Below are 21306 nucleotides of genomic sequence, written 5' to 3'. Positions count from 1 at the left end.
AGCCCTCGTGCCCACAGTTGAAATGGAACGTCGCCAGGTCGTGGTGATCGGTGCCGGGCCGTCCGGCGCCATCGCGGCAGCTCTGCTCAAGCGCAAAGGGCATGACGTACTGGTCATCGAGCGCCAGCATTTTCCACGTTTTTCCATCGGCGAAAGCCTGTTGTCCCACTGCATCGACTTCATCGAAGAAGCCGGTATGCTCGACGCGGTGCAGGCCGCGGGGTTCCAGCTGAAAACCGGCGCCGCGTTCGCCTGGGGCGAGCGCTACAGTGCGTTTGATTTCAGCGATACCTTCAGCAACGGCAAGCCCACCACCTTCCAGGTGCAGCGCGGTGACTTCGACAAGTTGCTGGCTGACCAGGCCGCGCTGCAAGGGGTGGAGATCCGCTACGGCGAAACCCTCGTCGGCGTGGACTTCAAAGGCGATTGCCGCTACCTGCACGTGCGCCGCGAGAACGGCAGCGAGTACCACCTCAAGGCCACGTTCGTGTTGGATGCCAGCGGTTACGGCCGCGTGCTGCCGCGCCTGCTGGACCTGGATGTACCGTCGGATTTCCCGGTGCGCCAGGCGGTGTTCACTCACGTCGAAGACCGCATCGAACACCCGGGCTTTGACCGCACCAAGATCCTCGTCACCACGCACCCGACGCAGCGCGATATCTGGTTCTGGACCATCCCGTTCAGCAACGGTCGCTGCTCGGTGGGGGTGGTCGCGGCCAAGGAACATTTCGACGGCCGCGACGGTGACCTCGATGCGTGCCTGCGCGGCTTTATCGACGAAACCCCAAGCCTGTCCAGCGTGCTGAAAAACGCGGTGTGGGACACCCCGGCGCGCACCATCGGCGGTTACGCGGCCAACGTCAAAAGCCTGCACGGCCCAGGCTTTGCGCTGCTGGGCAACGCGGCGGAATTCCTCGACCCGGTATTCTCTTCCGGCGTGACCATCGCCATGCGTTCGGCGAGCATGGCCGCAGGCCTGTTGCATCGCCAATTGAACGGCGAGACGGTGGACTGGCAAACCGAGTTTGCCGAGCCGTTGAAGCGCGGTGTCGACACCTTCCGTTGCTACGTCGAAGGCTGGTATGCCGGCACCTTCCAGGATGTAATCTTCCATCCTGGCAGTTCGCCGGAGATTCGCCGGATGATCAGCTCGATCCTCGCCGGCTATGCGTGGGACGAGCGCAACCCGTTTGTCAGTGAGCCCAAGCGACGGCTACGGATGTTGTCGCAGATTTGTGCAGGGGATGCCGCGTGAGCACTCAATACCTCAGTAAAAACTACGTCGAGGAAACCAAGTTCGGTTTCTGGTTTCTGCGCAGCCACACCTGGCAGCACCATGTACTGCGCGTAGCGATCAACGACCTGCGCAGCCTGTTCAGCGAGCCGCTGCCGGTGGCGCCAGTGCTGCTGGATGCCGGCTGCGGCCAGGGCAAATCCTTCAAGCTGTTGCAGCAGGTGTTCGCCCCTGCCCGCTTGATCGGCCTGGACGCCGACCCTCACAGCCTGGCATTGAGCAAGGCCGAAGCTGCGCGCCAGGGCCTGGATGTGGAGCTGATCGGCAGCGACTGCGCCACCCTCGAGGTGCCGGACGCAAGCGTCGACATCCTGTTCTGCCACCAGACCTTCCACCACCTGGTGGAGCAGCATCGCGCGCTGAAGGAGTTTTACCGCGTGCTCAAGCCGGGCGGTTATCTGCTGTTTGCCGAATCCACCGAAGCGTACATCGACACCTGGGTGATTCGCTGGCTGTTCCGCCACCCCATGCACGTGCAGAAAAGCGCCGAGGAATACCTGGAGATGCTGAGCGATCAGGGCTTCGAATTTGGCCCGCAGAACGTCTCCTACCCGTACCTGTGGTGGAGTCGCTCCAGCGACTTTGGCCTGCTGGAGCGCTGGGGCCTGCGCAACCCGCCGCCGGTGGGGCAGCGTGAGGAAACCCTGGTGAACTGCGTGGCACGCAAACCCTTGGCGGGCCCGGCACTATGATGCGTCTGCTGCTGATCGGCTGCCTGTTGCTGCTGAGCGCTTGCGCCAGCCAGCCACCGCTGCCCGAGAAAATCCCGACCCTGACGCTGCCCATGCAACTGCATGTTCAGCGCCAGGCAGACGGTCAAAGCCAGGACTGGCTGCTGGTGATCCAGCGAGAAGGCGGTGCGATTCGCTGGTCGATGATGGACCCGCTGGGCATTCCCCAAGCCCGGCAGAAGCTGGTCGATGGCCAGTGGCAGGCCGACGGCTTGCTGCCGCCCAACCCCCAGGCGCGGGAGTTGTTCGCCGCCCTGTTATTCGCCCTGACGTCGGCGGACGATGTGCGAAAGCTGTATCCCACCGCGCAGGCCATGGACCTTACCCGCACGCTGCCCGGCCACTGGCAGATCGTGTACCAGTCGTCTGAGGTCTTCAGTGTGAACATGAGCGGGCAACCGTTGAGCTACCGCGTCAGCCCGCTGGGGGCCGCACGATGACCGCCTACCTCAACGCCCTCGGCGTAATCTGTGCCCTCGGCCGTGGCCAGGACGAAGTCAGTCGCAGCCTGTTTGCCGGCGACTGTTCCGGCATGCGCGCCGAAAGCGGCTGGGTACCGGAGCGTGTGCTGCCGGTGGCCGGCGTGCCCGGTGAATTGGCGACCATCCCAACGGAGCTGAACCAGCAAAGCAGCCGCAATAACCAGCTGTTGCTGGAAGCGGCGCTGCAGATTGAGGCACAGATCCGTCAGGCCATTGAAACGTATGGCGCCTCGCGGGTCGGCATTGTGCTCGGCACCAGTACGTCGGGCATTGACGAGGCGAGCCGTGGTATTGCGCATTACCTGCGCGACAACCAGTTCCCCGGTGATTACGACTACCAGCAACAGGAACTCAGCGCACCGGCCAACTTCCTCGCCGACTGGCTGCAAGTGAGCGGCCCGGCGTATGTGATTTCCACCGCCTGCACCTCCAGCGCGCGCGCACTGATGAGTGCCCAGCGCCTGCTGGACCTGGGGGTGTGCGATGCGGTGATCTGCGGCGGCGTCGACAGCCTGTGCAAGCTGACCCTCAACGGCTTCACCTCGCTGGAAGCCGTGTCGAGCCAGCGTTGCAACCCGTTCTCGGTGAACCGCAACGGCATCAACATCGGCGAAGCCGCAGTGCTGTTCCTGATGAGCCGCGAGACCGCGCCCATCGCGCTGCTGGGCAGTGGCGCCAGCTGCGACGCGCACCATATCTCCGCGCCGGAACCCACCGGCAAGGGCGCGCTGCAAGCGATGCGCAAGGCGCTGGCCAGCGCCAAACTTGCGCCCGAGCAGATCGGTTACCTGAACCTGCACGGCACGGCGACCCAACACAATGACGCCATGGAAAGCCTGGCGGTTGCCCAACTGTTCCCCCAAGGCGTGGCCTGTTCGTCGACCAAGCCCATGAGCGGCCACACCCTGGGCGCCGCCGGTGCACTGGAGGCCGCGTTCTGCTGGTTGAGCCTGGCCCACGGCGTGGTGCCGCCCCATGTCTGGGACGGCCAGGCCGACCCGGCGCTGCCGGCCCTGCACTGGGCGCAAGCCGGTGACACCTTGAAAAAACGCTGCCTGATGAGCAATTCGTTTGCCTTCGGCGGCAACAACGTCAGCCTGATAATCGCAGAGGCCCCATGATCGATTGGCCACTCGCTGAACTGCTGCCCCACGCGGGCGACATGATCCTGATCGACCAAGTGTTGTCGTTCGATGAAGAGCAGGTTCACACCCGCGTCACCGTCAAGCCCGGTGGCCTGTTCAGCCACGACGACGGCAGCCTGCCGGCGTGGGTCGGTATCGAGCTGATGGCGCAAAGTGTCGCGGCCTACGCCGGCTGCCGTGCGCGCCAGAAAGGCGAAGCCGTGGAACTGGGTTTCCTGTTGGGCACACGCAAGTACGAATGCAATGTGGAACACTTCCCAGCCGGCGCCGAGCTGACCATCCACGGCCTGCGTTCCCTGGAAGACGACAATGGCATGGGTGTGTTCGAATGCCACCTGACCGGTGATGGCATTTTGGCTAGCGCCCGCTTGAACGTATTCCGACCGCCCCAGGCGGCCAACTATTTAGATGAATCGAAGGACGTAACGCCATGACTGAATCCGTACTGGTCACCGGCTCCAGCCGTGGCATCGGCCGCGCCATCGCCTTGCGCCTGGCCCAGGCCGGCCATGACATCGTGCTGCATTGCCGCAGTGGCCGCGCCGAAGCCGACGCAGTGCAAGTCGAAATCCAAGCCCTGGGCCGCAAGGCGCGGGTGCTGCAGTTCGATGTGGCGGACCGTGCCGTGTGCAAGGCAATCCTCGAAGCCGACGTGGAACAGCACGGCGCCTACTACGGCGTGGTGCTCAACGCCGGCCTGACCCGCGACGGTGCATTCCCGGCCCTGTCGGAAGACGACTGGGACGTGGTGATGCGCACCAACCTCGACGGGTTCTACAACGTGCTGCACCCGGTGATGATGCCGATGATCCGACGTCGCGCGGCCGGGCGTATCGTGTGCATCACGTCGGTGTCCGGCTTGATCGGCAACCGTGGCCAGGTCAACTACAGCGCCTCCAAGGCCGGTTTGATCGGCGCCGCCAAGGCCCTGGCCATCGAGCTGGGCAAGCGCAAGATCACGGTCAACTGCGTGGCGCCCGGCCTGATCGACACGGCGATGCTTGATGAGAATGTGCCGGTGGAAGAGCTGATGAAGATGATCCCCGCGCAGCGCATGGGCACTCCGGAAGAGGTGGCCGGCGCGGTGAATTTCCTGATGTCGGCCGAGGCCGGCTATATCACGCGCCAGGTGCTGGCCGTAAACGGAGGCCTGTGCTGATGAAGCGCGTCGTAGTCACCGGCATGGCCGGCATGACCTCCCTGGGTGGCGATTGGGAGACCATCGCCGCCAACTTCCGCGCCAACCGCAGCGGCATCCGGCGCATGGACGAGTGGGACCGTTTCACTGAATTGAACACGCGCCTGGCCGGGCCGATCGACGACTTCGTCGTGCCCGCCCACTGGACGCGCAAGCAGCTGCGCAGCATGGGCCGTGTTTCGCGCCTCGCCGTATGGGCCGCAGAGCAGGCGCTGCAGGACGCCGGCCTGCTCGGCGACGAGTCGATCAAAGACGGGCGCATGGGCGTGGCCTGCGGTTCGTCCACCGGCAGCACCGACGAGATCAAAGCGTTCGGCAATATGCTGCTGAACTCAGTGGCCGAGGGGCTGAACGCCAACTCCTATGTGCGCATGATGCCGCACACCACGGCGGCGAATATCAGCATCTTCTTCGGCCTCACCGGGCGGTTGATCCCCACCTCCAGCGCCTGCACCAGCGGTAGCCAGGGCATCGGGTATGCCTACGAGGCAATCAAGTTCGGACGTTTGCCGTTGATGCTCGCCGGGGGTGCCGAAGAGCTGTGCCCGACCGAAGCCATGGTGTTCGATGCGCTGTACGCCACCAGCCTGAAAAACGACGCCCCCCAGACCAGCCCGCGCCCCTACGACAGCGGCCGCGATGGCTTGGTGATCGGTGAAGGCGGCGGCATGCTGGTGCTCGAAGAACTGGAGCACGCGCTGGCCCGTGGGGCGCATATCCACGCCGAGCTGGTCGGCTTCGGCAGCAACGCCGACGGCCAGCACACCACTCGCCCCGAGCAGAAAACCATGCGCCGTGCGATGGAATTGGCGCTGGAAGATGCCGGACTGGAACCCTCTGCGATCGGCTACGTCAACGGTCACGGCACGGCTACCGACCAGGGCGACATCGCCGAGACCCTGGCCACCAGCAGCCTGTTCGGCAGCCGCATGCCCATCAGCTCGCAGAAGAGTTTCCTTGGCCACACCCTGGGGGCCTGCGGGGCGCTTGAGTCGTGGTTCAGCATCGAGATGATGAACCGCAACCAGTACGTGCACACCTTCAACCTGGATTCAGTGGACCCGCAGTGCGGCGAACTGGATTACCTGCAGGGTGAATTTCGCGAGATGCACCACGACTACGTAATGAACAACAACTTTGCCTTTGGCGGCGTCAACACGTCGCTGATCTTTCGCCGCTGGTCCTGACTGTTAAATCGATTGGAGAATACGGAATGTCTTCCTTGCTACGCGCTACCCTGATCACCCTGGCCCTGTTGGTCACCGCCGGTTGCACCAACAAACCGATCCTCAACACCCAGCACGACCTGCCGGCCAACACCCAGGTCAGTGAAGAGAAAATGAAGGTGATCATCGTCAACGCCCTGCAAAAGCGCGAATGGACGGTCCAGCGCCTGAGCCCGCAACTGGTGCAGGCCGAGATCAACGTGCGTAACCAGTTTTATGCCGCCATCGACATCCGCTACACCCGCAACAGCTACGCCATCACCTACCGCGACAGCCGCGACCTGGGCTACAAGGACGGTACGATCCATCGCAACTACAACCGCTGGGTGAGCATGCTCGACCGCGACATCATGGCGGCGCTGCGCAGTAATGGCATGAACTAAGTCATGTAGTGAGCGGGCTTGCCCCACGCGGCGGTGTGTCAGGTTCGTTTGAGCCGACTGACACGCCGCCGCACGGGGCACCAGACGCCTCAACATACCTGACACGCTGCCGCGCGGGGCAAGCCCGCTCACTACAAGGTTGCTTTGCGGGTCAGCAGTTCGACAAACGCTTGGGCCATTGGCGTTTGCGCGCCTTTTCGTTGCACCAGCCACACGGCTGTCATCGCTTCTTCATCCAGCAGCGTGCGATACACCACCCCGTCGATCCGGATGCGCTGGTAAGACGCCGGCAGCACCGATACGCCCAGCCCCGCCGCCACCAGGCCGATGATGGTCATGGCCTCCCCGGCTTCCTGGGCGAAGTGCGGGCTGAAACCGGCGTCTCGGGCCAGGTTGATCAGTTGCGCATAGAGGCCGCTGCCGTAGCTGCGTGGGAAAAACACGAACGGCTCCTGCGCCAGCTGCGCCAGGTGCAGGCCTCGTTCACTGCCGTGTGCCAGTGGGTGGCCGGCGCTCAATACAGCCACCAGTGGCTCGCGCATCAGTTCGACCACACTCAGGGAATCCGGCAGCGGCAGCGGGCGCATCAGGCCGACCTGGATCGACTCATCCACCAGCGAGTCAGCCACCTCGGTACTGCTCATTTCCTGCAGGTTCAGATGCACCGCCGGGAATGCCTGGCGAAACGCGAAGATCGCCTTGGGGATGCTGGCGTTGAACGGTGCCGAGGAGGTGAAGCCGATCTTCAGCTCACCCAGTTCGCCCAATTGCGCACGCCGTGCCACATCGGAAGCCTTGTCGACCTGGGCCAGCACCAATCGCGCCTCGTGCAGGAACAGTCGTCCCGCCTCGCTCAGCTCGACCCGACGATTGGTACGCTCGAACAACCGTGCACCGACTTCTTGCTCCAGCGCCTGGATCTGCTGGCTCAGCGGAGGTTGCGAGATGCCCAGCACCTGCGCGGCGCGGCCGAAATGCAGTTCTTCGGCGACGGCGATGAAGTACCGCAAGTGACGCAATTCCATGCAAGCCTCATTAGGTCGTAAAAGCTCTTAAACAGGTCGAACAATATATTGGAAAGAATCATTAGCCAGCTATATTCTTTTTTGCAGTGCCGGTCCTGGCCTGCTCTTCCTCCCCGAGGTCCCCGTGAAAGCTGCTGTCGCTCCACTCGCTCAAGAAGTCCCGCCTACCGCCCTGGACGAAGTCGTCGCCCAGCTCAACGAGCAGTACATCGAAAAAGGCACGCCGATGTTCATGCGCACGGTGCTGGCGCTGTTCTCCGGCGGTTTCGCCACTTTTGCCCTGCTGTACTGCGTGCAACCGATGATGCCGGCGCTGTCCCACGAATTTTCCATCAATGCGGCACAAAGCAGCCTGATCCTGTCGGTGGCGACCGCGATGCTGGCGCTGGGTCTGCTGATCACCGGGCCGATCTCCGACACCCTGGGGCGCAAGCCGGTGATGGTGTCCGCACTGTTCTGCGCCGCCCTGGCGACCATTGCCAGCGGCCTGATGCCGACCTGGGAAGGCATTCTGTTCATGCGCGCATTGGTGGGCCTGTCGCTGAGCGGCCTGGCCGCCGTTGCGATGACCTACCTGAGCGAAGAGATCCACCCGCAGCACATCGGCCTGGCGATGGGGCTCTACATCGGCGGCAATGCCATTGGCGGCATGAGCGGGCGGCTGATCATCGGCGTGCTGATCGATTTTGTGAGCTGGCACACCGCAATGCTGATCATCGGCGCCCTGGCCCTGATCGCCGCCACGGTGTTCTGGAAAATCCTCCCCGAATCGCGCAACTTCCGCGCCAGCAGCCTCAAGCCGCGCACCTTGCTCGATGGTTTTGTCATGCACTTCAAGGACGCCGGCTTGCCGTGGCTGTTTCTTGAAGCCTTCTTGCTGATGGGCGCGTTCGTGACGATGTTCAACTACATCGGCTATCGCCTGCTCGCCGACCCGTATGGCCTGAGCCAGGCCGTGGTGGGCTTGCTGTCGCTGGTGTACCTCTCGGGCATTTACAGTTCGGCCAAAATCGGCTCCCTCGCCGACCGCCTAGGCCGCCGTCGCGTGCTGTGGGGCACCATCGTGCTGATGCTCGCCGGCATGGCCCTGACGCTGTTCACCCCACTGTGGCTGGTGGTGCCAGGCATGCTGATCTTCACCTTCGGCTTCTTCGGCGCCCACTCGGTGGCCAGCAGCTGGATCGGCCGTCGCGCGGTGAAAGCCAAGGGGCAGGCGTCGTCGCTGTACCTGTTCTGCTACTACGTGGGGTCGAGTATTGCCGGGACAGCGGGCGGGTTCTTCTGGCACTTTGCCGGGTGGAATGGGATTGGGGCGTTTATCGTGGCGCTGTTGATTGGCGCGTTGCTGGTGGCGTTGAAGCTGGCGAAGTTGCCGCCGTTGGGAGACGTGAAGGTCTAAGGCTATTTGCTTTTATGTGGGAGCTGGCTTGCCTGCGATAGCGGCGGTGAATTCAATGCAGCTATCGCAGCGGTGCGACGATTCGACAAGCCAGCTCCCACATTTTGACTTGTGTTCAGGCATGAAAAAGCCCGGTATCAAACCGGGCTTTTTTTATTCGTGATATTGCGCCGACAGCTCATGCACCGCACGCAGGAACGCGCCCGCATGTTCCGGGTTCACTTCCGGCGTGATGCCGTGGCCCAGGTTGAACACGTGCCCGGTGCCCTTGCCGTAGCTGGCCAGGATGCGGCCGACTTCGGTGCGGATCGCTTCCGGCTTGGCGTAGAGCACGGTCGGGTCCATGTTGCCTTGCAGCGCGACGCGGTTGCCCACGCGCTGGCGGGCTTCGCCCAGGTCGCAAGTCCAGTCCAGGCCCAGTGCGTCGGCACCGGCGTCGGCGATGCTTTCCAGCCACAGGCCGCCGTTCTTGGTGAACAGGATGACCGGCACTTTACGGCCTTCGTGTTCGCGGATCAGGCCGCTGACGATCTTGCGCATGTAGGCCAGGGAAAACTCCTGGTACGCCGCCGCCGACAGGTTGCCGCCCCACGTATCGAAGATCTGCACCGCTTGCGCGCCGGCCATGATCTGGCCGTTGAGGTAGGAGGTGACCGACTGCGCCAGCTTGTCCAGCAGCAGGTGCATGGCTTGCGGGTTGTCGTAGAGCATGGCTTTGGTCTTGCGGAAGTCTTTCGACGAGCCGCCTTCGACCATGTAGGTGGCCAGGGTCCACGGGCTGCCGGAGAAACCGATCAGCGGCACGCGGCCGTTGAGTTCGCGGCGGATGGTGCTGACGGCGTCCATCACGTAACCGAGGTCTTTGTGCGGATCCGGGATCGGCAGGGCTTCGATGTCGGCCAGGGTGCTCACGACTTTCTTGAAACGCGGGCCTTCGCCGGTTTCGAAGTACAGGCCTTGGCCCATGGCGTCAGGGATGGTGAGGATGTCGGAAAAGAGGATGGCCGCGTCCAGTTGTGGGTAGCGGTCCAGCGGCTGCATCGTGACTTCGCAGGCGAACTCCGGGTTCATGCACAGGCTCATGAAATCACCGGCGTTGGCGCGGCTGGCGCGGTATTCCGGCAGGTAGCGACCGGCCTGGCGCATCATCCACACAGGGGTGACGTCCACGGGTTGCTTGAGCAGGGCACGAAGGAAACGGTCGTTCTTGAGGGCAGTCATGTCGGCATCCGCAAAAAAAGTGCGGGCATTTTCTCAGAGCCAGACGCAAAAGGCACGGAGTGAGCCGTGCCTTTTGTCTATCGGGTCAATTTGTCGCAATGACTGGCGTCGCAAACCCCAATGTGGAATGGGGTTTGTGTGGGAGCTGGCTTGCCTGCGATGGCATCACCTAGGTCTAACTGATAGACCGAGTTGCCTGCATCGCAGGCAAGCCAGCTCCCACATTTTGAGCCCATTTCAACCCAGGGCCAGGGTCAGACCTGCAGGTAATCCAGGATCCCTTCGGCGGCATTGCGGCCTTCGAAGATCGCGGTGACCACCAGGTCAGAACCGCGCACCATGTCGCCACCCGCGAAGATCTTCGGGTTGCTGGTCTGGTGCTTGTACTGGCCTTGCTCCGGGGCCACGACGCGGCCCTGGCTGTCGGTCTGGATCTGGAACTGCTCGAACCACGGCGCCGGGCTTGGGCGGAAACCGAAAGCGATGACCACGGCGTCGGCCGGGATGATCTCTTCGGAACCCGGGATCGGCTCGGGGCTGCGGCGGCCACGGGCGTCCGGCTCGCCGAGACGGGTCTCGACCACCTTCACGCCTTCGACGCGGTCTTCACCCACGATCGCAATCGGCTGGCGGTTGTAGAGGAACTTCACGCCTTCTTCCTTGGCGTTCTTCACCTCTTTGCGCGAACCCGGCATGTTGGCTTCGTCACGACGGTACGCACAGGTCACCGACTTGGCGCCCTGGCGGATCGAAGTGCGGTTGCAGTCCATCGCGGTGTCACCACCGCCCAGCACCACGACCTTCTTGCCCTTCATGTCGACGAAGTCTTCCGGCGACTTTTCGAAACCCAGGTTGCGATTCACGTTGGCGATCAGGAAGTCCAGCGCGTCGTAGACGCCTGGCAGATCCTCACCGGCAAAGCCGCCCTTCATGTAGGTGTAGGTGCCCATGCCCATGAACACGGCATCGTATTCTTCGAGCAGTTGCTCCATGGTCACGTCTTTGCCGACCTCGGTGTTCAGGCGGAACTCGATGCCCATGCCGGTAAACACTTCACGACGGTTGCTCAGGACGGTTTTTTCCAGCTTGAACTCGGGGATACCGAAGGTCAGCAGGCCGCCGATTTCCGGGTTCTTGTCGAACACCACCGGAGTCACGCCGCCACGTACCAAGACGTCGGCACAGCCCAGGCCAGCAGGGCCGGCACCGATGATGGCAACGCGCTTGCCGGTCGGCTTGACCTTGGACATGTCCGGGCGCCAGCCCATGGCGAACGCGGTGTCGGTGATGTACTTCTCCACCGAACCGATGGTCACCGCGCCGAAGCCGTCGTTGAGGGTGCAGGCACCTTCACACAGACGGTCTTGCGGGCACACCCGGCCGCAGACTTCCGGCAGGGTGTTGGTCTGGTGCGACAGCTCGGCGGCGGCGAGGATGTTGCCCTCGGCCACCAGCTTGAGCCAGTTGGGAATGAAGTTGTGCACCGGGCACTTCCATTCGCAATACGGGTTACCGCACCCCAGGCAGCGGTGGGCCTGGTCGGCCGAGTGCTGGGGTTTGAAGGGCTCGTAGATTTCCACGAACTCTTTCTTGCGTTGACGCAACAGTTTCTTCTTCGGATCTTTGCGCCCGACATCGATGAACTGGAAGTCGTTATTCAGACGTTCAGCCATGTTAAAACCTCATCAAACTCTTCAGGCGCATATCACTGCGGGTTGGCACGGATGCTGGAAAGCAACGATTTCAAGTTGGCAGCCTTGGGCTTGACCAGCCAGAAACGACGCAGGTAATCATCGAGGTTTTCGGCGAGGTTGCGGCCCCATTCGCTGCCGGTTTCCTCGACGTACTCGTCCAGCACGTGCTGCAAGTGGTTCCGGTAGGACTCCATGGCTTCGCCGCTGATCCGCTGGATCTCGACCAACTCGTGGTTGACCTTGTCGACGAAGGTGTTGTCCTGGTCGAGCACGTAGGCGAAACCGCCGGTCATGCCCGAACCGAAGTTGTAACCGGTCTTGCCCAGTACCGCGACAAAGCCCCCGGTCATGTACTCGCAGCAGTGATCGCCAGTGCCTTCCACCACGGTGTGAGCACCGGAGTTACGCACGGCGAAACGCTCACCGGCAGTACCGGCCGCGAACAGCTTGCCACCGGTGGCGCCGTACAAGCAGGTGTTGCCGATGATGGCACTGTCCTGGGTCTTGTAGACGCTGCCTTTAGGCGGAACGATCACCAGCTTGCCGCCGGTCATGCCCTTGCCCACGTAGTCGTTGGCGTCGCCTTCTAGGTACATGTGCAGGCCACCGGCGTTCCACACGCCAAAGCTCTGGCCTGCAGTGCCCTTGAAGCGGAAGGTGATCGGCGCCTTGGCCATGCCCTGGTTGCCGTGCTTGCGTGCGATTTCGCCGGAGATGCGTGCGCCGATGGAACGGTCGCAGTTGCAGATATCCAGTTCGAATTCGCCACCGCTGGCTTCGCTGATTGCGCGACCTGCGATGTCCACCATCTTCTCGGCCAGCAGGCCTTTGTCGAACGGCGGGTTACGGTCCACACCACAGAACTGCGGCTTGTCGGCCGGGACGTGATCGCTGCCGAGCAACGGCGTGAGGTCCAGGTGGTGCTGCTTGGCGGTCTGGCCTTCGAGGATTTCCAGCAGATCGGTACGACCGATCAGCTCTTCGAGGGAACGCACGCCCAGCTTGGCCAGCCACTCACGGGTCTCTTCGGCGACGTAGGTGAAGAAATTCACCACCATGTCGACGGTGCCGATGTAGTGATCCTTGCGCAGCTTCTCGTTCTGAGTGGCGACGCCAGTGGCGCAGTTGTTCAGGTGGCAGATACGCAGGTATTTGCACCCCAGGGCGATCATTGGCGCAGTACCGAAGCCGAAGCTTTCGGCGCCGAGGATCGCAGCCTTGATCACGTCGAGGCCGGTTTTCAGGCCGCCGTCGGTCTGTACACGCACCTTGCCGCGCAGGTCGTTGCCGCGCAGGGTCTGGTGGGTTTCGGCCAGGCCGAGTTCCCACGGTGCGCCGGCGTACTTGATGGAGGTCAGCGGCGAAGCACCGGTACCGCCGTCGTAGCCGGAGATGGTGATCAGGTCGGCATAGGCCTTGGCCACGCCAGCGGCGATGGTGCCGACGCCGGCTTCTGCTACCAGTTTCACCGAGACCAGGGCCTGCGGGTTGACTTGTTTCAGGTCGAAAATCAGCTGCGACAAGTCTTCAATCGAGTAGATGTCGTGGTGCGGTGGAGGCGAGATCAGGGTCACGCCCGGCACTGCGTAACGCAGCTTGGCGATCAGACCGTTGACCTTGCCGCCCGGTAGCTGGCCACCTTCACCCGGTTTGGCGCCTTGGGCCACCTTGATCTGCAGCACTTCGGCGTTGACCAGGTATTCCGGGGTAACACCAAAGCGGCCGGTCGCGACCTGCTTGATTTTCGAGCTCTTGATGGTGCCGTAGCGCGCCGGGTCTTCACCGCCTTCGCCGGAGTTGGAACGCGCACCCAGGCGGTTCATGGCTTCGGCCAGGGCTTCGTGAGCCTCGGGCGACAAGGCGCCCAGGGAGATACCGGCGGAGTCAAAGCGCTTGAGGATCGATTCCAGCGGCTCGACTTCGTTGATGTCCATCGCCGTGTCCAGGGTCTTCACCTTGAACAGGTCACGGATCATCGACACCGGGCGGTTATCCACCAGCGAGGTGTATTCCTTGAACTTGGCGTAGTCGCCCTGCTGCACGGCGGCTTGCAGGGTGTTGACCACGTCCGGGTTGTACGCATGGTATTCGCCACCGTGCACGAACTTCAGCAGGCCGCCTTGCTGGATCGGCTTGCGCGCGCTCCAGGCTTCAGCTGCCAGGGCTTTCTGCTCGGCTTCGATGTCGACGAAACGCGCGCCCTTGATGCGGCTTGGCACGCCACGGAAGCTCAGTTCGCACACCTCTTCGGACAAGCCGATGGCTTCGAACAATTGCGCGCCACGGTAGGACGTGACGGTGGAGATACCCATCTTCGACAGGATCTTCAGCAAGCCCTTGGTGATGCCTTTACGGTAGTTCTTGAACACCTCGTAGAGGTCGCCCAGTACTTCACCGGTACGGATCAGGTCGCCCAGCACTTCGTAGGCCAGGAACGGGTACACCGCCGAGGCGCCGAAGCCGATCAACACCGCAAAGTGATGCGGGTCACGCGCGGTGGCAGTTTCGACGAGGATGTTGGAGTCGCAGCGCAGGCCTTTCTCGGTCAGGCGGTGATGCACCGCGCCGGTGGCCAGCGAGGCGTGGATCGGCAGCTTGCCTGGGGCAATGTGACGGTCGGTCAGCACGATCTGGGTACGACCGGCGCGCACGGCTTCTTCGGCCTGGTCGGCGACGTTGCGCACGGCGGCTTCAAGGCCGAGGCTCTCGTCGTAGTTCAGGTCGATGATCTGGCGGTCGAAGCCCGGGCGATCCAGGGTCATCAACGAGCGCCACTTGGCCGGCGAAATCACCGGCGAGCTGAGGATTACGCGGGAGGCGTGCTCAGGCGATTCCTGGAAGATGTTGCGCTCGGCACCGAGGCACACTTCCAGGGACATCACGATGGCTTCGCGCAGCGGGTCGATCGGTGGGTTGGTCACCTGGGCGAACTGCTGGCGGAAGTAGTCGTACGGCGTGCGCACGCGCTGGGACAGCACGGCCATCGGCGTGTCATCGCCCATGGAGCCGACGGCCTCGTAGCCTTGCTCGCCGAGCGGACGCAGCACCTGGTCGCGCTCTTCGAACGTGACCTGATACATCTTCATGTACTGCTTGAGCTGGTCGACGTCGTAGAAAGCCGAACCGTGGTCGTTGTCTTCCATGGTCGCCTGGATGCGCAGGGCGTTCTTGCGCAGCCATTGCTTGTACGGGTGACGCGACTTCAAGCGGTTGTCGATGGCGTCGGTGTCGAGGATCTGCCCGGTTTCGGTGTCCACGGCCAGGATCTGGCCAGGGCCAACACGGCCTTTGGCGATCACGTCTTCTGGCTTGTAGTCCCACACGCCGATTTCGGACGCCAGGGTGATGAACCCGTTGGTGGTGGTGACCCAGCGCGCCGGGCGCAGACCGTTACGGTCGAGCAGGCACACCGCGTAGCGACCGTCGGTCATTACGACGCCGGCCGGGCCGTCCCACGGTTCCATGTGCATCGAGTTGTACTCGTAGAACGCACGCAGGTCCGGGTCCATGGTTTCGACGTTCTGCCACGCTGGCGGAATAATCATGCGCACGCCACGGAACAGGTCGATGCCGCCGGTGACCATCAACTCGAGCATGTTGTCCATGCTGGAGGAGTCGGAACCCACGCGGTTGACCAGCGGGCCGAGTTCTTCCAGGTCCATCAGGTCGTTGGCGAACTTGGTGCGACGGGCCACGGCCCAGTTGCGGTTGCCGGTGATGGTGTTGATCTCGCCGTTGTGGGCGAGGAAGCGGAACGGCTGGGCCAGCGGCCATTTCGGCAGGGTGTTGGTGGAGAAGCGCTGGTGGAACACGCAGATTGCGGTTTGCAGGCGCTCATCGCTCAGGTCTGGATAGAAGGCGGTGAGGTCCGCCGGCATCATCAGGCCTTTATAAATGATGGTCTTGTGGGAAAAGCTGCAGATGTAGTGGTCGGTGTCGGCGGCGTTGGCCACGGACGAGCGACGACGGGACGTGAACAGCTTGATCGCCATGTCCTGGTCGCTCAGGCCTTCGCCCGCGATGAACACTTGCTCGATCTGCGGCAGGCGTTCCAGGGCCAGGCGGCCGAGTACGCTGGTGTCGATAGGCACTTTGCGCCAGCCGACGAGTTGCAGGCCGGCAGCGAGGATCTCGCGGTTCATGTTCTCGCGAGCGGCCTCGGCTTTGACCGGGTCCTGGTTGAAGAACACCATGCCCACGGCGTACTGCTTGGGCAGGTCGACTGCAAATTGCTCTTTTGCGACAGCGCGCAGGAACAGATCGGGCTTTTGAATGAGCAAGCCACAACCGTCACCGGTCTTGCCGTCGGCGTTGATCCCACCGCGGTGGGTCATGCAGGTCAGGGCCTCGATGGCCGTTTGCAAAAGGGTATGACTGGGTTCGCCCTGCATATGGGCTATCAGGCCGAAACCGCAGTTATCCTTGAATTCATCGGGTTGGTACAGACCTGCTTTCATAGACACTTTCTCACCAGGCTGCCTCTTATAACGAGGCAAATTTCTTTTCAATTCAACCGGTTACCTTCCACGCCGAACGTACGCCGGCTTAGCGGGGGCAAAAGGGAGGTCATTGTACACACCGACACGAACGCTCACAAATTTAGCGACGAAATGTCGCAAATCTATGTCGCATTTATGAAAGGTTTAAAGCGATATGCTGTGCTAGTCAAAACTTTTTTAATTCTGACCGCTACGACTCAAAAGCCACTGTGACGCAGACACCACAAAGCGCGCGGTCTCTAGAGACAGCACGCACTTGCGGTTTTTTTGAGGTGCCGGGAGGGCGGCCTGGGTAAGGCCGCCGGATCGTCAGCGAGTTGTTGCGAGTTCTTGTTGAACGCTGGCAACAGTGCGAGGCCAAGGTTTACCAGCCTGAACCTTCGCTGGCAAGGCCTTGATGGCAGAATCAGCCGCTGCACGGCTGGCGAAACTGCCATAGGTGATCACATAGAGAGGCTTGCCGTTGAGCACTTTCTTGAAATAACGGTACTCGCCGCCCTGCTCTTTCACAAACGCCTGGGCGTTGGCTTCGGAGCTGGTGCCGAGGATCTGCACCACGAAGTTGCCGGAAGGCTGACTGCCATACCAACCGCTACCCGCAGCACCGGCCTTGGCAACGGTGGCGGCCGGTTTCTCGGCAGGCTTGGCCGCTGGAGCTGGCTTGGCGGCTGGCGCAGGCGCGACCGGCTTGGTCACAGGCGCAGGCTTGGCGGTGGCAACGGTCGGTGCAGGGGTCGGCTTGGCAACTGCCGCCGGCTGGCCCGCTGGCACGCCCGCAGGCGGGGCAGTGGTGGTCACGGTTGGCGGCGTCGCGCTGGAACCTTCCACCGGCACGCCGTCGTCGCCTTCGGAGATGCCACCGGCTTCTTCAGCCAACGGACCGCGCATGACCGGCTGGCCGACCATCGGCAGGTTGGTCGGTTGGCCGGAATTGGCGAATTCGACATTTGGCGTGGGTTTGCCCAATGGCAACTGCGCCTGTTCGGTTGGCGCGCCGGCAGTCGTCGGTGCCTTGCTGCGGCCCGGGATCAACCAGGCGGCGGCTACAGCAACCACGACAACCGCGGAAATAGCCAATACGTGCTTCTTAGGCATAGTGAACCCCATCTTTGGACGCTTCACCGCAGAGCGGCTGGCAATCATGGCTTCGATCATTGCATCGCGGGCAACCTGGTTGATGGTGCCAGGCCAGCCGTCGGAGCTTTCGTGAATATCAGAGATCTGCTGGGCGGAGAAAAGTTCGATGCCCGCCCCCGCACCTTCCAGGCGCTGAGCCAGGTATTCGCGGGTTTCTTCCTCTTCGTACGGTTGCAGCTCGATGACGTGAAACAGCTCTTGATCACCGCTGATCTGCTCCAGATCGGCGATCAACGACGACTCACCGAACAGGAATACATGCGGACGGCCTTCCGGCGTGCCCGCCGCCAGCGCCAGCAGCGCTTCCAGGGCAGATTCGTCGAGCTGCTCGGCGTCGTCGACCAGCAAGTAGACTTCCTGGCCGGTCAGGCCCAGTTGTACCACCTGCTTGAGGATCGCGTTCGGCTCGGCAGTGGCCACGTCCAGGGCCTGGGCCACTTGGCGCAGCACACCCGCCGCATCACCGGCACCACGGGCCGACACCACCACGCTCTGTACCGACTGCTTGTTGGTGCTGGCCACCAGCGCCTGGCGCAGCAGGGTTTTGCCGCTGCCCAACGGGCCGGTCACGACCAGCAGCAGCTGGCTGTAACGCGCCAGGTGGTGCAACTGGCCGAGCACAGGCTTGCGCTGGGCCGGGAAAAATTTGAAGCCAGGCACCCGCGGAGCAAAAGGGTCGTGGCTTAACTGGTAATGGCCGAGGAACGCCTCGTCGGCATGCAAACTAGTCATCGGGATCTTATTAACCTTTAAGCTGGGCCAGGGCGCGGTAATCCGCTCCCAGCGTGGCCTGTAAAATCTCTTTCGGATAATCGTCGGTCACCACCGCTTCACCCATGCGGCGCAGCAGCACCAGTCGCAGTCGACCGTCGATCACTTTCTTGTCTATTGCCATATGTTCGAGGAAATCCGCCTCGGTCATTTCCTCCGGCGGGATGACCGGCAACCCGGCACGCTGGAACAGGCGAATGCCGCGATCGCGCTCCTGGGCGGTGATCCATCCCAGGCGCTGCGACATGTCCAATGCCATCACCGTGCCAGCCGCCACGGCCTCCCCATGCAACCACACACCATAGCCCATGTGCGTTTCGATCGCATGGCCGAAGGTGTGGCCCAGGTTCAAGGTGGCCCGCACGCCGGACTCGCGCTCATCGGCATTTACCACCAGCGCCTTGGCGGCACAGGAGCGGGAAATAGCTTCGGTGAGTGCAACCTGGTCCAGGTTGCGCAGGGCGTCGACGTGCTCCTCCAGCCAGGCCAGGAACGGCTCGTCGCAGATCAGCCCGTACTTGATGACTTCCGCCAGGCCCGCCGACAGCTCGCGGGGCGGCAAGGTGTTGAGGGTGGCGGTGTCGATCAGCACGGCATTGGGCTGGTAGAACGCACCGACCATGTTCTTGCCCAGCGGGTGGTTGATACCGGTCTTGCCACCCACCGACGAATCGACCTGGGACAACAGCGTCGTGGGTACCTGGATAAAGTCCACACCGCGCTGGTAGCAGGCGGCCGCGAAGCCGGCCATGTCGCCGATCACCCCGCCGCCCAGGGCGATCACGGTGGTGCGGCGGTCATGCCGTGCCGTCAGCAGGCCATCAAAAATCAGTTGCAGGGTTTCCCAGTTCTTGTGGGCTTCGCCATCGGGCAGGATTACCGAGATCACCGAGTACGCCGCCAGGCTGCGACTCAGACGCTCAAGGTACAGGGGCGCGACCGTTTCGTTGGAGATGATCGCCACTTGCCGCCCCGCGATATGCGGCGCCAGCAACTCGGGCCTGTCCAACAAACCTTCGCCAATATGGATTGGGTAGCTGCGCTCGCCTAGATCGACCTTAAGTGTCTGCATGTGTCCCCGCGTGAAGATATATTTACGATCGGCAACGCTCGGTTCTGACGTCGCCTGATGGCTCTACGCCATACTCCGAAGGACCATGGCGCGCCGCCGAGAATAGCGCATTTCGGGCCTGGCTTTAACGGGGTGGCAACTGCTGCAAGCGCTCCAGAATGTCGAGGACGACCATTCGAGGCGGCCGCTCATCGGTTTCCACCACCAGATCGGCGATCTCCCGATAAAGCGGGTCGCGCAGCGTCAGCAGGTCCCGCAAGGTTTTTGCCGGGTCAGCTGTGCGCAGCAACGGGCGATTGCGATCGCGGGCGGTGCGGCCCACCTGCTGCTCGACCGACGCATGCAGATAGACCACCCGACCACCGGCATGCAGCGCACGACGGTTTTCATCGCGCATCACCGCACCGCCGCCGGTAGCCAATACCACGCCGTCGCAGCCGCACAGCTCGGCAATCATCGCCTGCTCGCGGTCGCGAAAGCCCAGCTCGCCTTCCTTATCGAAGATCCAAGGGATATTGGCACCCGTGCGCAATTCAATTTCCTTGTCGGAATCTTTGAACGGCAGGCGCAGCTCTTTGGCCAGCAAACGGCCGATGGTGCTTTTTCCAGCCCCCATCGGTCCTACAAGAATCAAATTTCGCACAGAATCAACGACTCACAGCAATCGCCTGGTTATTCATAATACGCGGAGTCAGGAATACCAGCAGCTCGGATTTTTTCTCCGCCAGCACATCGCGCCGGAAAAGGCGGCCAAGATACGGCACATCGCCCAAAAATGGCACCTTATCTACCACTTTGCTTTGGGTATTGGAGAAAACCCCGCCGATGACGATGGTCTCGCCATCTTTGACCAGCACCTTGGCGTTGACCTCGTTTTTCTTGATCGGCGGCACATCGTTGAGTTTGTTCAGGTAGTCGGGCTCGTCCTTGGTGACCTTGACCTCCATGATCACGCGGTCGTCGGGGGTGATTTGCGGGGTCACCTCCAGCGACAGCGAGGCCTCCTTGAAGGACACCGAGGTGGCGCCGCTGGAACTGGACTCCTGGTAGGGAATTTCGGTGCCCTTGAGGATTCGCGCGGTTTCCTTGTCGGACGTCACCACCTTGGGCTGCGAGACGATTTCGCCATTACCGGTTTTTTCCATGGCGGTCAGCTCAAGGTCCAGCAACAGGTTGTCGGTGATAAAGGCGAGGCCAAGGCCTGAAGTCCCCGTCAGCGAGCCTAAATCGACAAACGGCGAACTGGGCGGGCTTTCCGGCAACTCGGCGCCTTCGGCCAACGGCTTGTCGATGCCCCCCGCGTTCCAATTGCCTCGGTTCAGCCGCCCGCCCCAGCGCACGCCCAGGCTTTTGTCGTAATCGACATTGGCCTCGACGATTCGCGCCTCGATCATCACCTGGCGCACCGGCACATCCAACTGCGCCACGATGCGCCGCAGCTCGTCGAGCCGCTCGCCGGTCTGATAGGCAATGATGTTGTTGGTGCGATCATCAACAGCCACCGAGCCTCGTTCATCCGTGGCGCCGTCCAGGCCGCTCACCGACTGGAACAACTTGGCCAGGTCGGCCGCCTTGGCGTAGTTGACCTGCAACAACTCGCGACGCAAAGGCGCCAGTTCGGCGATCTGCTTGCGCGACTCCAGTACCAGCAGTTCGCGGGCGGCGAGCTCTTCGGCAGGCGCCACCAGTAACACCCCCGCCTTCACTCGCTTATCCAAACCCTTGCTTTGCAACACCAGGTCCAGCGCCTGATCCCACGGCACGTCCTTGAGCCTCAACGTGATTGAGCCCTGCACCTCATCGCTGGCCACCAGGTTCAAGCCGGCCACGTCGGCAATTTGCTGCAACACGGCGCGCAGCTCGATGTTCTGGAAATTCAGGCTCAACTTGTCACCGGTATAAGTGCTCAGAGGCGCACTGACAGGTGGCGGCAGCTGGATCAAATCCACGCGATTGGGCACAGCGAAAGCCATCGGTGCTGTGAACGCTATCCATAGCGCCACACCGAAGGACGAGAAAGTCCTTTTCA

16 protein-coding genes and 1 pseudogene are annotated in these 21306 nt (G+C 62.4%); 9 read left to right on the top strand and 8 right to left on the bottom strand.

Annotated features, from left to right (window positions below):
• The first annotated feature begins 7 nt into the window (after positions 1-7).
• The 8 genes from HX803_RS01390 to HX803_RS01355 are packed head-to-tail and all read left to right on the top strand — an operon-like array spanning position 8 to position 6459.
• Positions 8-1255: a tryptophan 7-halogenase gene (locus HX803_RS01390; protein ID WP_178918607.1), complete on the top strand. Its 1248-nt coding sequence runs from the start codon at positions 8-10 to the stop codon at positions 1253-1255.
• Positions 1252-1986: a class I SAM-dependent methyltransferase gene (locus tag HX803_RS01385; RefSeq protein WP_178918606.1), complete on the top strand. Its 735-nt coding sequence runs from the start codon at positions 1252-1254 to the stop codon at positions 1984-1986. Before HX803_RS01390 ends, HX803_RS01385 begins: the two co-directional genes overlap by 4 nt.
• Entirely contained in the window at positions 1983-2465 is a 483-nt protein-coding gene (locus HX803_RS01380) for a hypothetical protein (RefSeq protein ID WP_178918605.1), read from the top strand. Before HX803_RS01385 ends, HX803_RS01380 begins: the two co-directional genes overlap by 4 nt.
• On the top strand, positions 2462-3628 hold the full coding sequence (locus HX803_RS01375) for a beta-ketoacyl-[acyl-carrier-protein] synthase family protein (protein WP_178918604.1): 1167 nt from the start codon (positions 2462-2464) through the stop codon (positions 3626-3628). Before HX803_RS01380 ends, HX803_RS01375 begins: the two co-directional genes overlap by 4 nt.
• Positions 3625-4086: a hotdog family protein gene (locus HX803_RS01370; protein ID WP_178918603.1), complete on the top strand. Its 462-nt coding sequence runs from the start codon at positions 3625-3627 to the stop codon at positions 4084-4086. The genes HX803_RS01375 and HX803_RS01370 overlap by 4 nt, the downstream gene beginning before the upstream one ends.
• Positions 4083-4811 carry a 3-oxoacyl-ACP reductase FabG gene (fabG, locus tag HX803_RS01365; protein ID WP_178918602.1) on the top strand — a complete coding sequence of 243 codons (729 nt, stop codon included), beginning with the start codon at positions 4083-4085 and terminating at the stop codon, positions 4809-4811. Before HX803_RS01370 ends, fabG begins: the two co-directional genes overlap by 4 nt.
• Positions 4811-6037, top strand: coding sequence for a beta-ketoacyl-ACP synthase (locus HX803_RS01360; RefSeq protein WP_176997219.1), 1227 nt, complete (start codon positions 4811-4813; stop codon positions 6035-6037). The genes fabG and HX803_RS01360 overlap by 1 nt, the downstream gene beginning before the upstream one ends.
• 26 nt (positions 6038-6063) lie before the next feature.
• Entirely contained in the window at positions 6064-6459 is a 396-nt protein-coding gene (locus HX803_RS01355) for a hypothetical protein (RefSeq protein WP_178918601.1), read from the top strand.
• 131 nt (positions 6460-6590) lie between these two features.
• On the opposite strand, the gene HX803_RS01350 is transcribed toward HX803_RS01355, so the two are convergent.
• The gene (locus tag HX803_RS01350; protein WP_178918600.1) at positions 6591-7484 is read right to left on the bottom strand and encodes a LysR family transcriptional regulator; all 894 of its coding nucleotides are present in this window, start codon (positions 7482-7484) and stop codon (positions 6591-6593) included.
• 124 nt (positions 7485-7608) lie between these two features.
• On the opposite strand from HX803_RS01350, the gene HX803_RS01345 reads away from it, so the two are divergent.
• Entirely contained in the window at positions 7609-8883 is a 1275-nt protein-coding gene (locus HX803_RS01345; RefSeq protein WP_178918599.1) for an MFS transporter, read from the top strand.
• A gap of 153 nt (positions 8884-9036) precedes the next feature.
• On the opposite strand, the gene hemE is transcribed toward HX803_RS01345, so the two are convergent.
• The 7 genes and pseudogenes from hemE to HX803_RS01310 all read right to left on the bottom strand — a co-directional run.
• Positions 9037-10104: a uroporphyrinogen decarboxylase gene (hemE, locus tag HX803_RS01340; RefSeq protein ID WP_176997225.1), complete on the bottom strand. Its 1068-nt coding sequence runs from the start codon at positions 10102-10104 to the stop codon at positions 9037-9039.
• A 254-nt stretch (positions 10105-10358) separates the two neighbouring features.
• The gene (locus HX803_RS01335) at positions 10359-11777 is read right to left on the bottom strand and encodes an FAD-dependent oxidoreductase (RefSeq protein ID WP_060755199.1); all 1419 of its coding nucleotides are present in this window, start codon (positions 11775-11777) and stop codon (positions 10359-10361) included.
• Positions 11778-11809: 32 nt separating this feature from the next.
• Positions 11810-16255: a glutamate synthase large subunit gene (gene gltB / locus HX803_RS01330; protein WP_178918598.1), complete on the bottom strand. Its 4446-nt coding sequence runs from the start codon at positions 16253-16255 to the stop codon at positions 11810-11812.
• A 351-nt stretch (positions 16256-16606) separates the two neighbouring features.
• Positions 16607-18166 carry an SPOR domain-containing protein gene (locus HX803_RS01325; RefSeq protein WP_178918597.1) on the bottom strand — a complete coding sequence of 520 codons (1560 nt, stop codon included), beginning with the start codon at positions 18164-18166 and terminating at the stop codon, positions 16607-16609.
• Positions 18167-18176: 10 nt separating this feature from the next.
• Positions 18177-19277, bottom strand: a complete 1101-nt coding sequence (aroB, locus tag HX803_RS01320) for a 3-dehydroquinate synthase (protein ID WP_178918596.1) — start codon at positions 19275-19277, stop codon at positions 18177-18179.
• A gap of 124 nt (positions 19278-19401) precedes the next feature.
• Positions 19402-19920, bottom strand: a complete 519-nt coding sequence (gene aroK, locus HX803_RS01315) for a shikimate kinase AroK (RefSeq protein ID WP_017138567.1) — start codon at positions 19918-19920, stop codon at positions 19402-19404.
• Between the two features lie 4 nt (positions 19921-19924).
• Positions 19925-21178 (bottom strand): annotated as a pseudogene (locus tag HX803_RS01310) (type IV pilus secretin PilQ); the annotation flags it as partial.
• Between the last annotated feature and the right edge of the window lie 128 nt (positions 21179-21306).

The sequence above is a fragment of the Pseudomonas sp. P7548 genome (genome assembly GCF_013386585.1).
GTDB lineage: Bacteria > Pseudomonadota > Gammaproteobacteria > Pseudomonadales > Pseudomonadaceae > Aquipseudomonas.
The sequence above is the reverse complement of the archived record's forward strand: the minus strand, read 5'-3'. Positions and strand labels throughout refer to the sequence as shown.

What these genes read in the sequence shown, in the direction of transcription:
- HX803_RS01375 (WP_178918604.1), top strand. Translation starts at nt 2,462, where the DNA reads ATGACCGCCTACCTCAACGCCCTCGGCGTAATCTGTGCCCTCGGCCGT.
- HX803_RS01335 (WP_060755199.1), bottom strand. Translation starts at nt 11,777, where the DNA reads ATGGCTGAACGTCTGAATAACGACTTCCAGTTCATCGATGTCGGGCGC.
- HX803_RS01380 (WP_178918605.1), top strand. Translation starts at nt 1,983, where the DNA reads ATGATGCGTCTGCTGCTGATCGGCTGCCTGTTGCTGCTGAGCGCTTGC.
- hemE (WP_176997225.1), bottom strand. Translation starts at nt 10,104, where the DNA reads ATGACTGCCCTCAAGAACGACCGTTTCCTTCGTGCCCTGCTCAAGCAA.
- HX803_RS01350 (WP_178918600.1), bottom strand. Translation starts at nt 7,484, where the DNA reads ATGGAATTGCGTCACTTGCGGTACTTCATCGCCGTCGCCGAAGAACTG.
- HX803_RS01325 (WP_178918597.1), bottom strand. Translation starts at nt 18,166, where the DNA reads ATGACTAGTTTGCATGCCGACGAGGCGTTCCTCGGCCATTACCAGTTA.
- HX803_RS01360 (WP_176997219.1), top strand. Translation starts at nt 4,811, where the DNA reads ATGAAGCGCGTCGTAGTCACCGGCATGGCCGGCATGACCTCCCTGGGT.
- aroB (WP_178918596.1), bottom strand. Translation starts at nt 19,277, where the DNA reads ATGCAGACACTTAAGGTCGATCTAGGCGAGCGCAGCTACCCAATCCAT.
- HX803_RS01370 (WP_178918603.1), top strand. Translation starts at nt 3,625, where the DNA reads ATGATCGATTGGCCACTCGCTGAACTGCTGCCCCACGCGGGCGACATG.
- gltB (WP_178918598.1), bottom strand. Translation starts at nt 16,255, where the DNA reads ATGAAAGCAGGTCTGTACCAACCCGATGAATTCAAGGATAACTGCGGT.
- HX803_RS01355 (WP_178918601.1), top strand. Translation starts at nt 6,064, where the DNA reads ATGTCTTCCTTGCTACGCGCTACCCTGATCACCCTGGCCCTGTTGGTC.
- fabG (WP_178918602.1), top strand. Translation starts at nt 4,083, where the DNA reads ATGACTGAATCCGTACTGGTCACCGGCTCCAGCCGTGGCATCGGCCGC.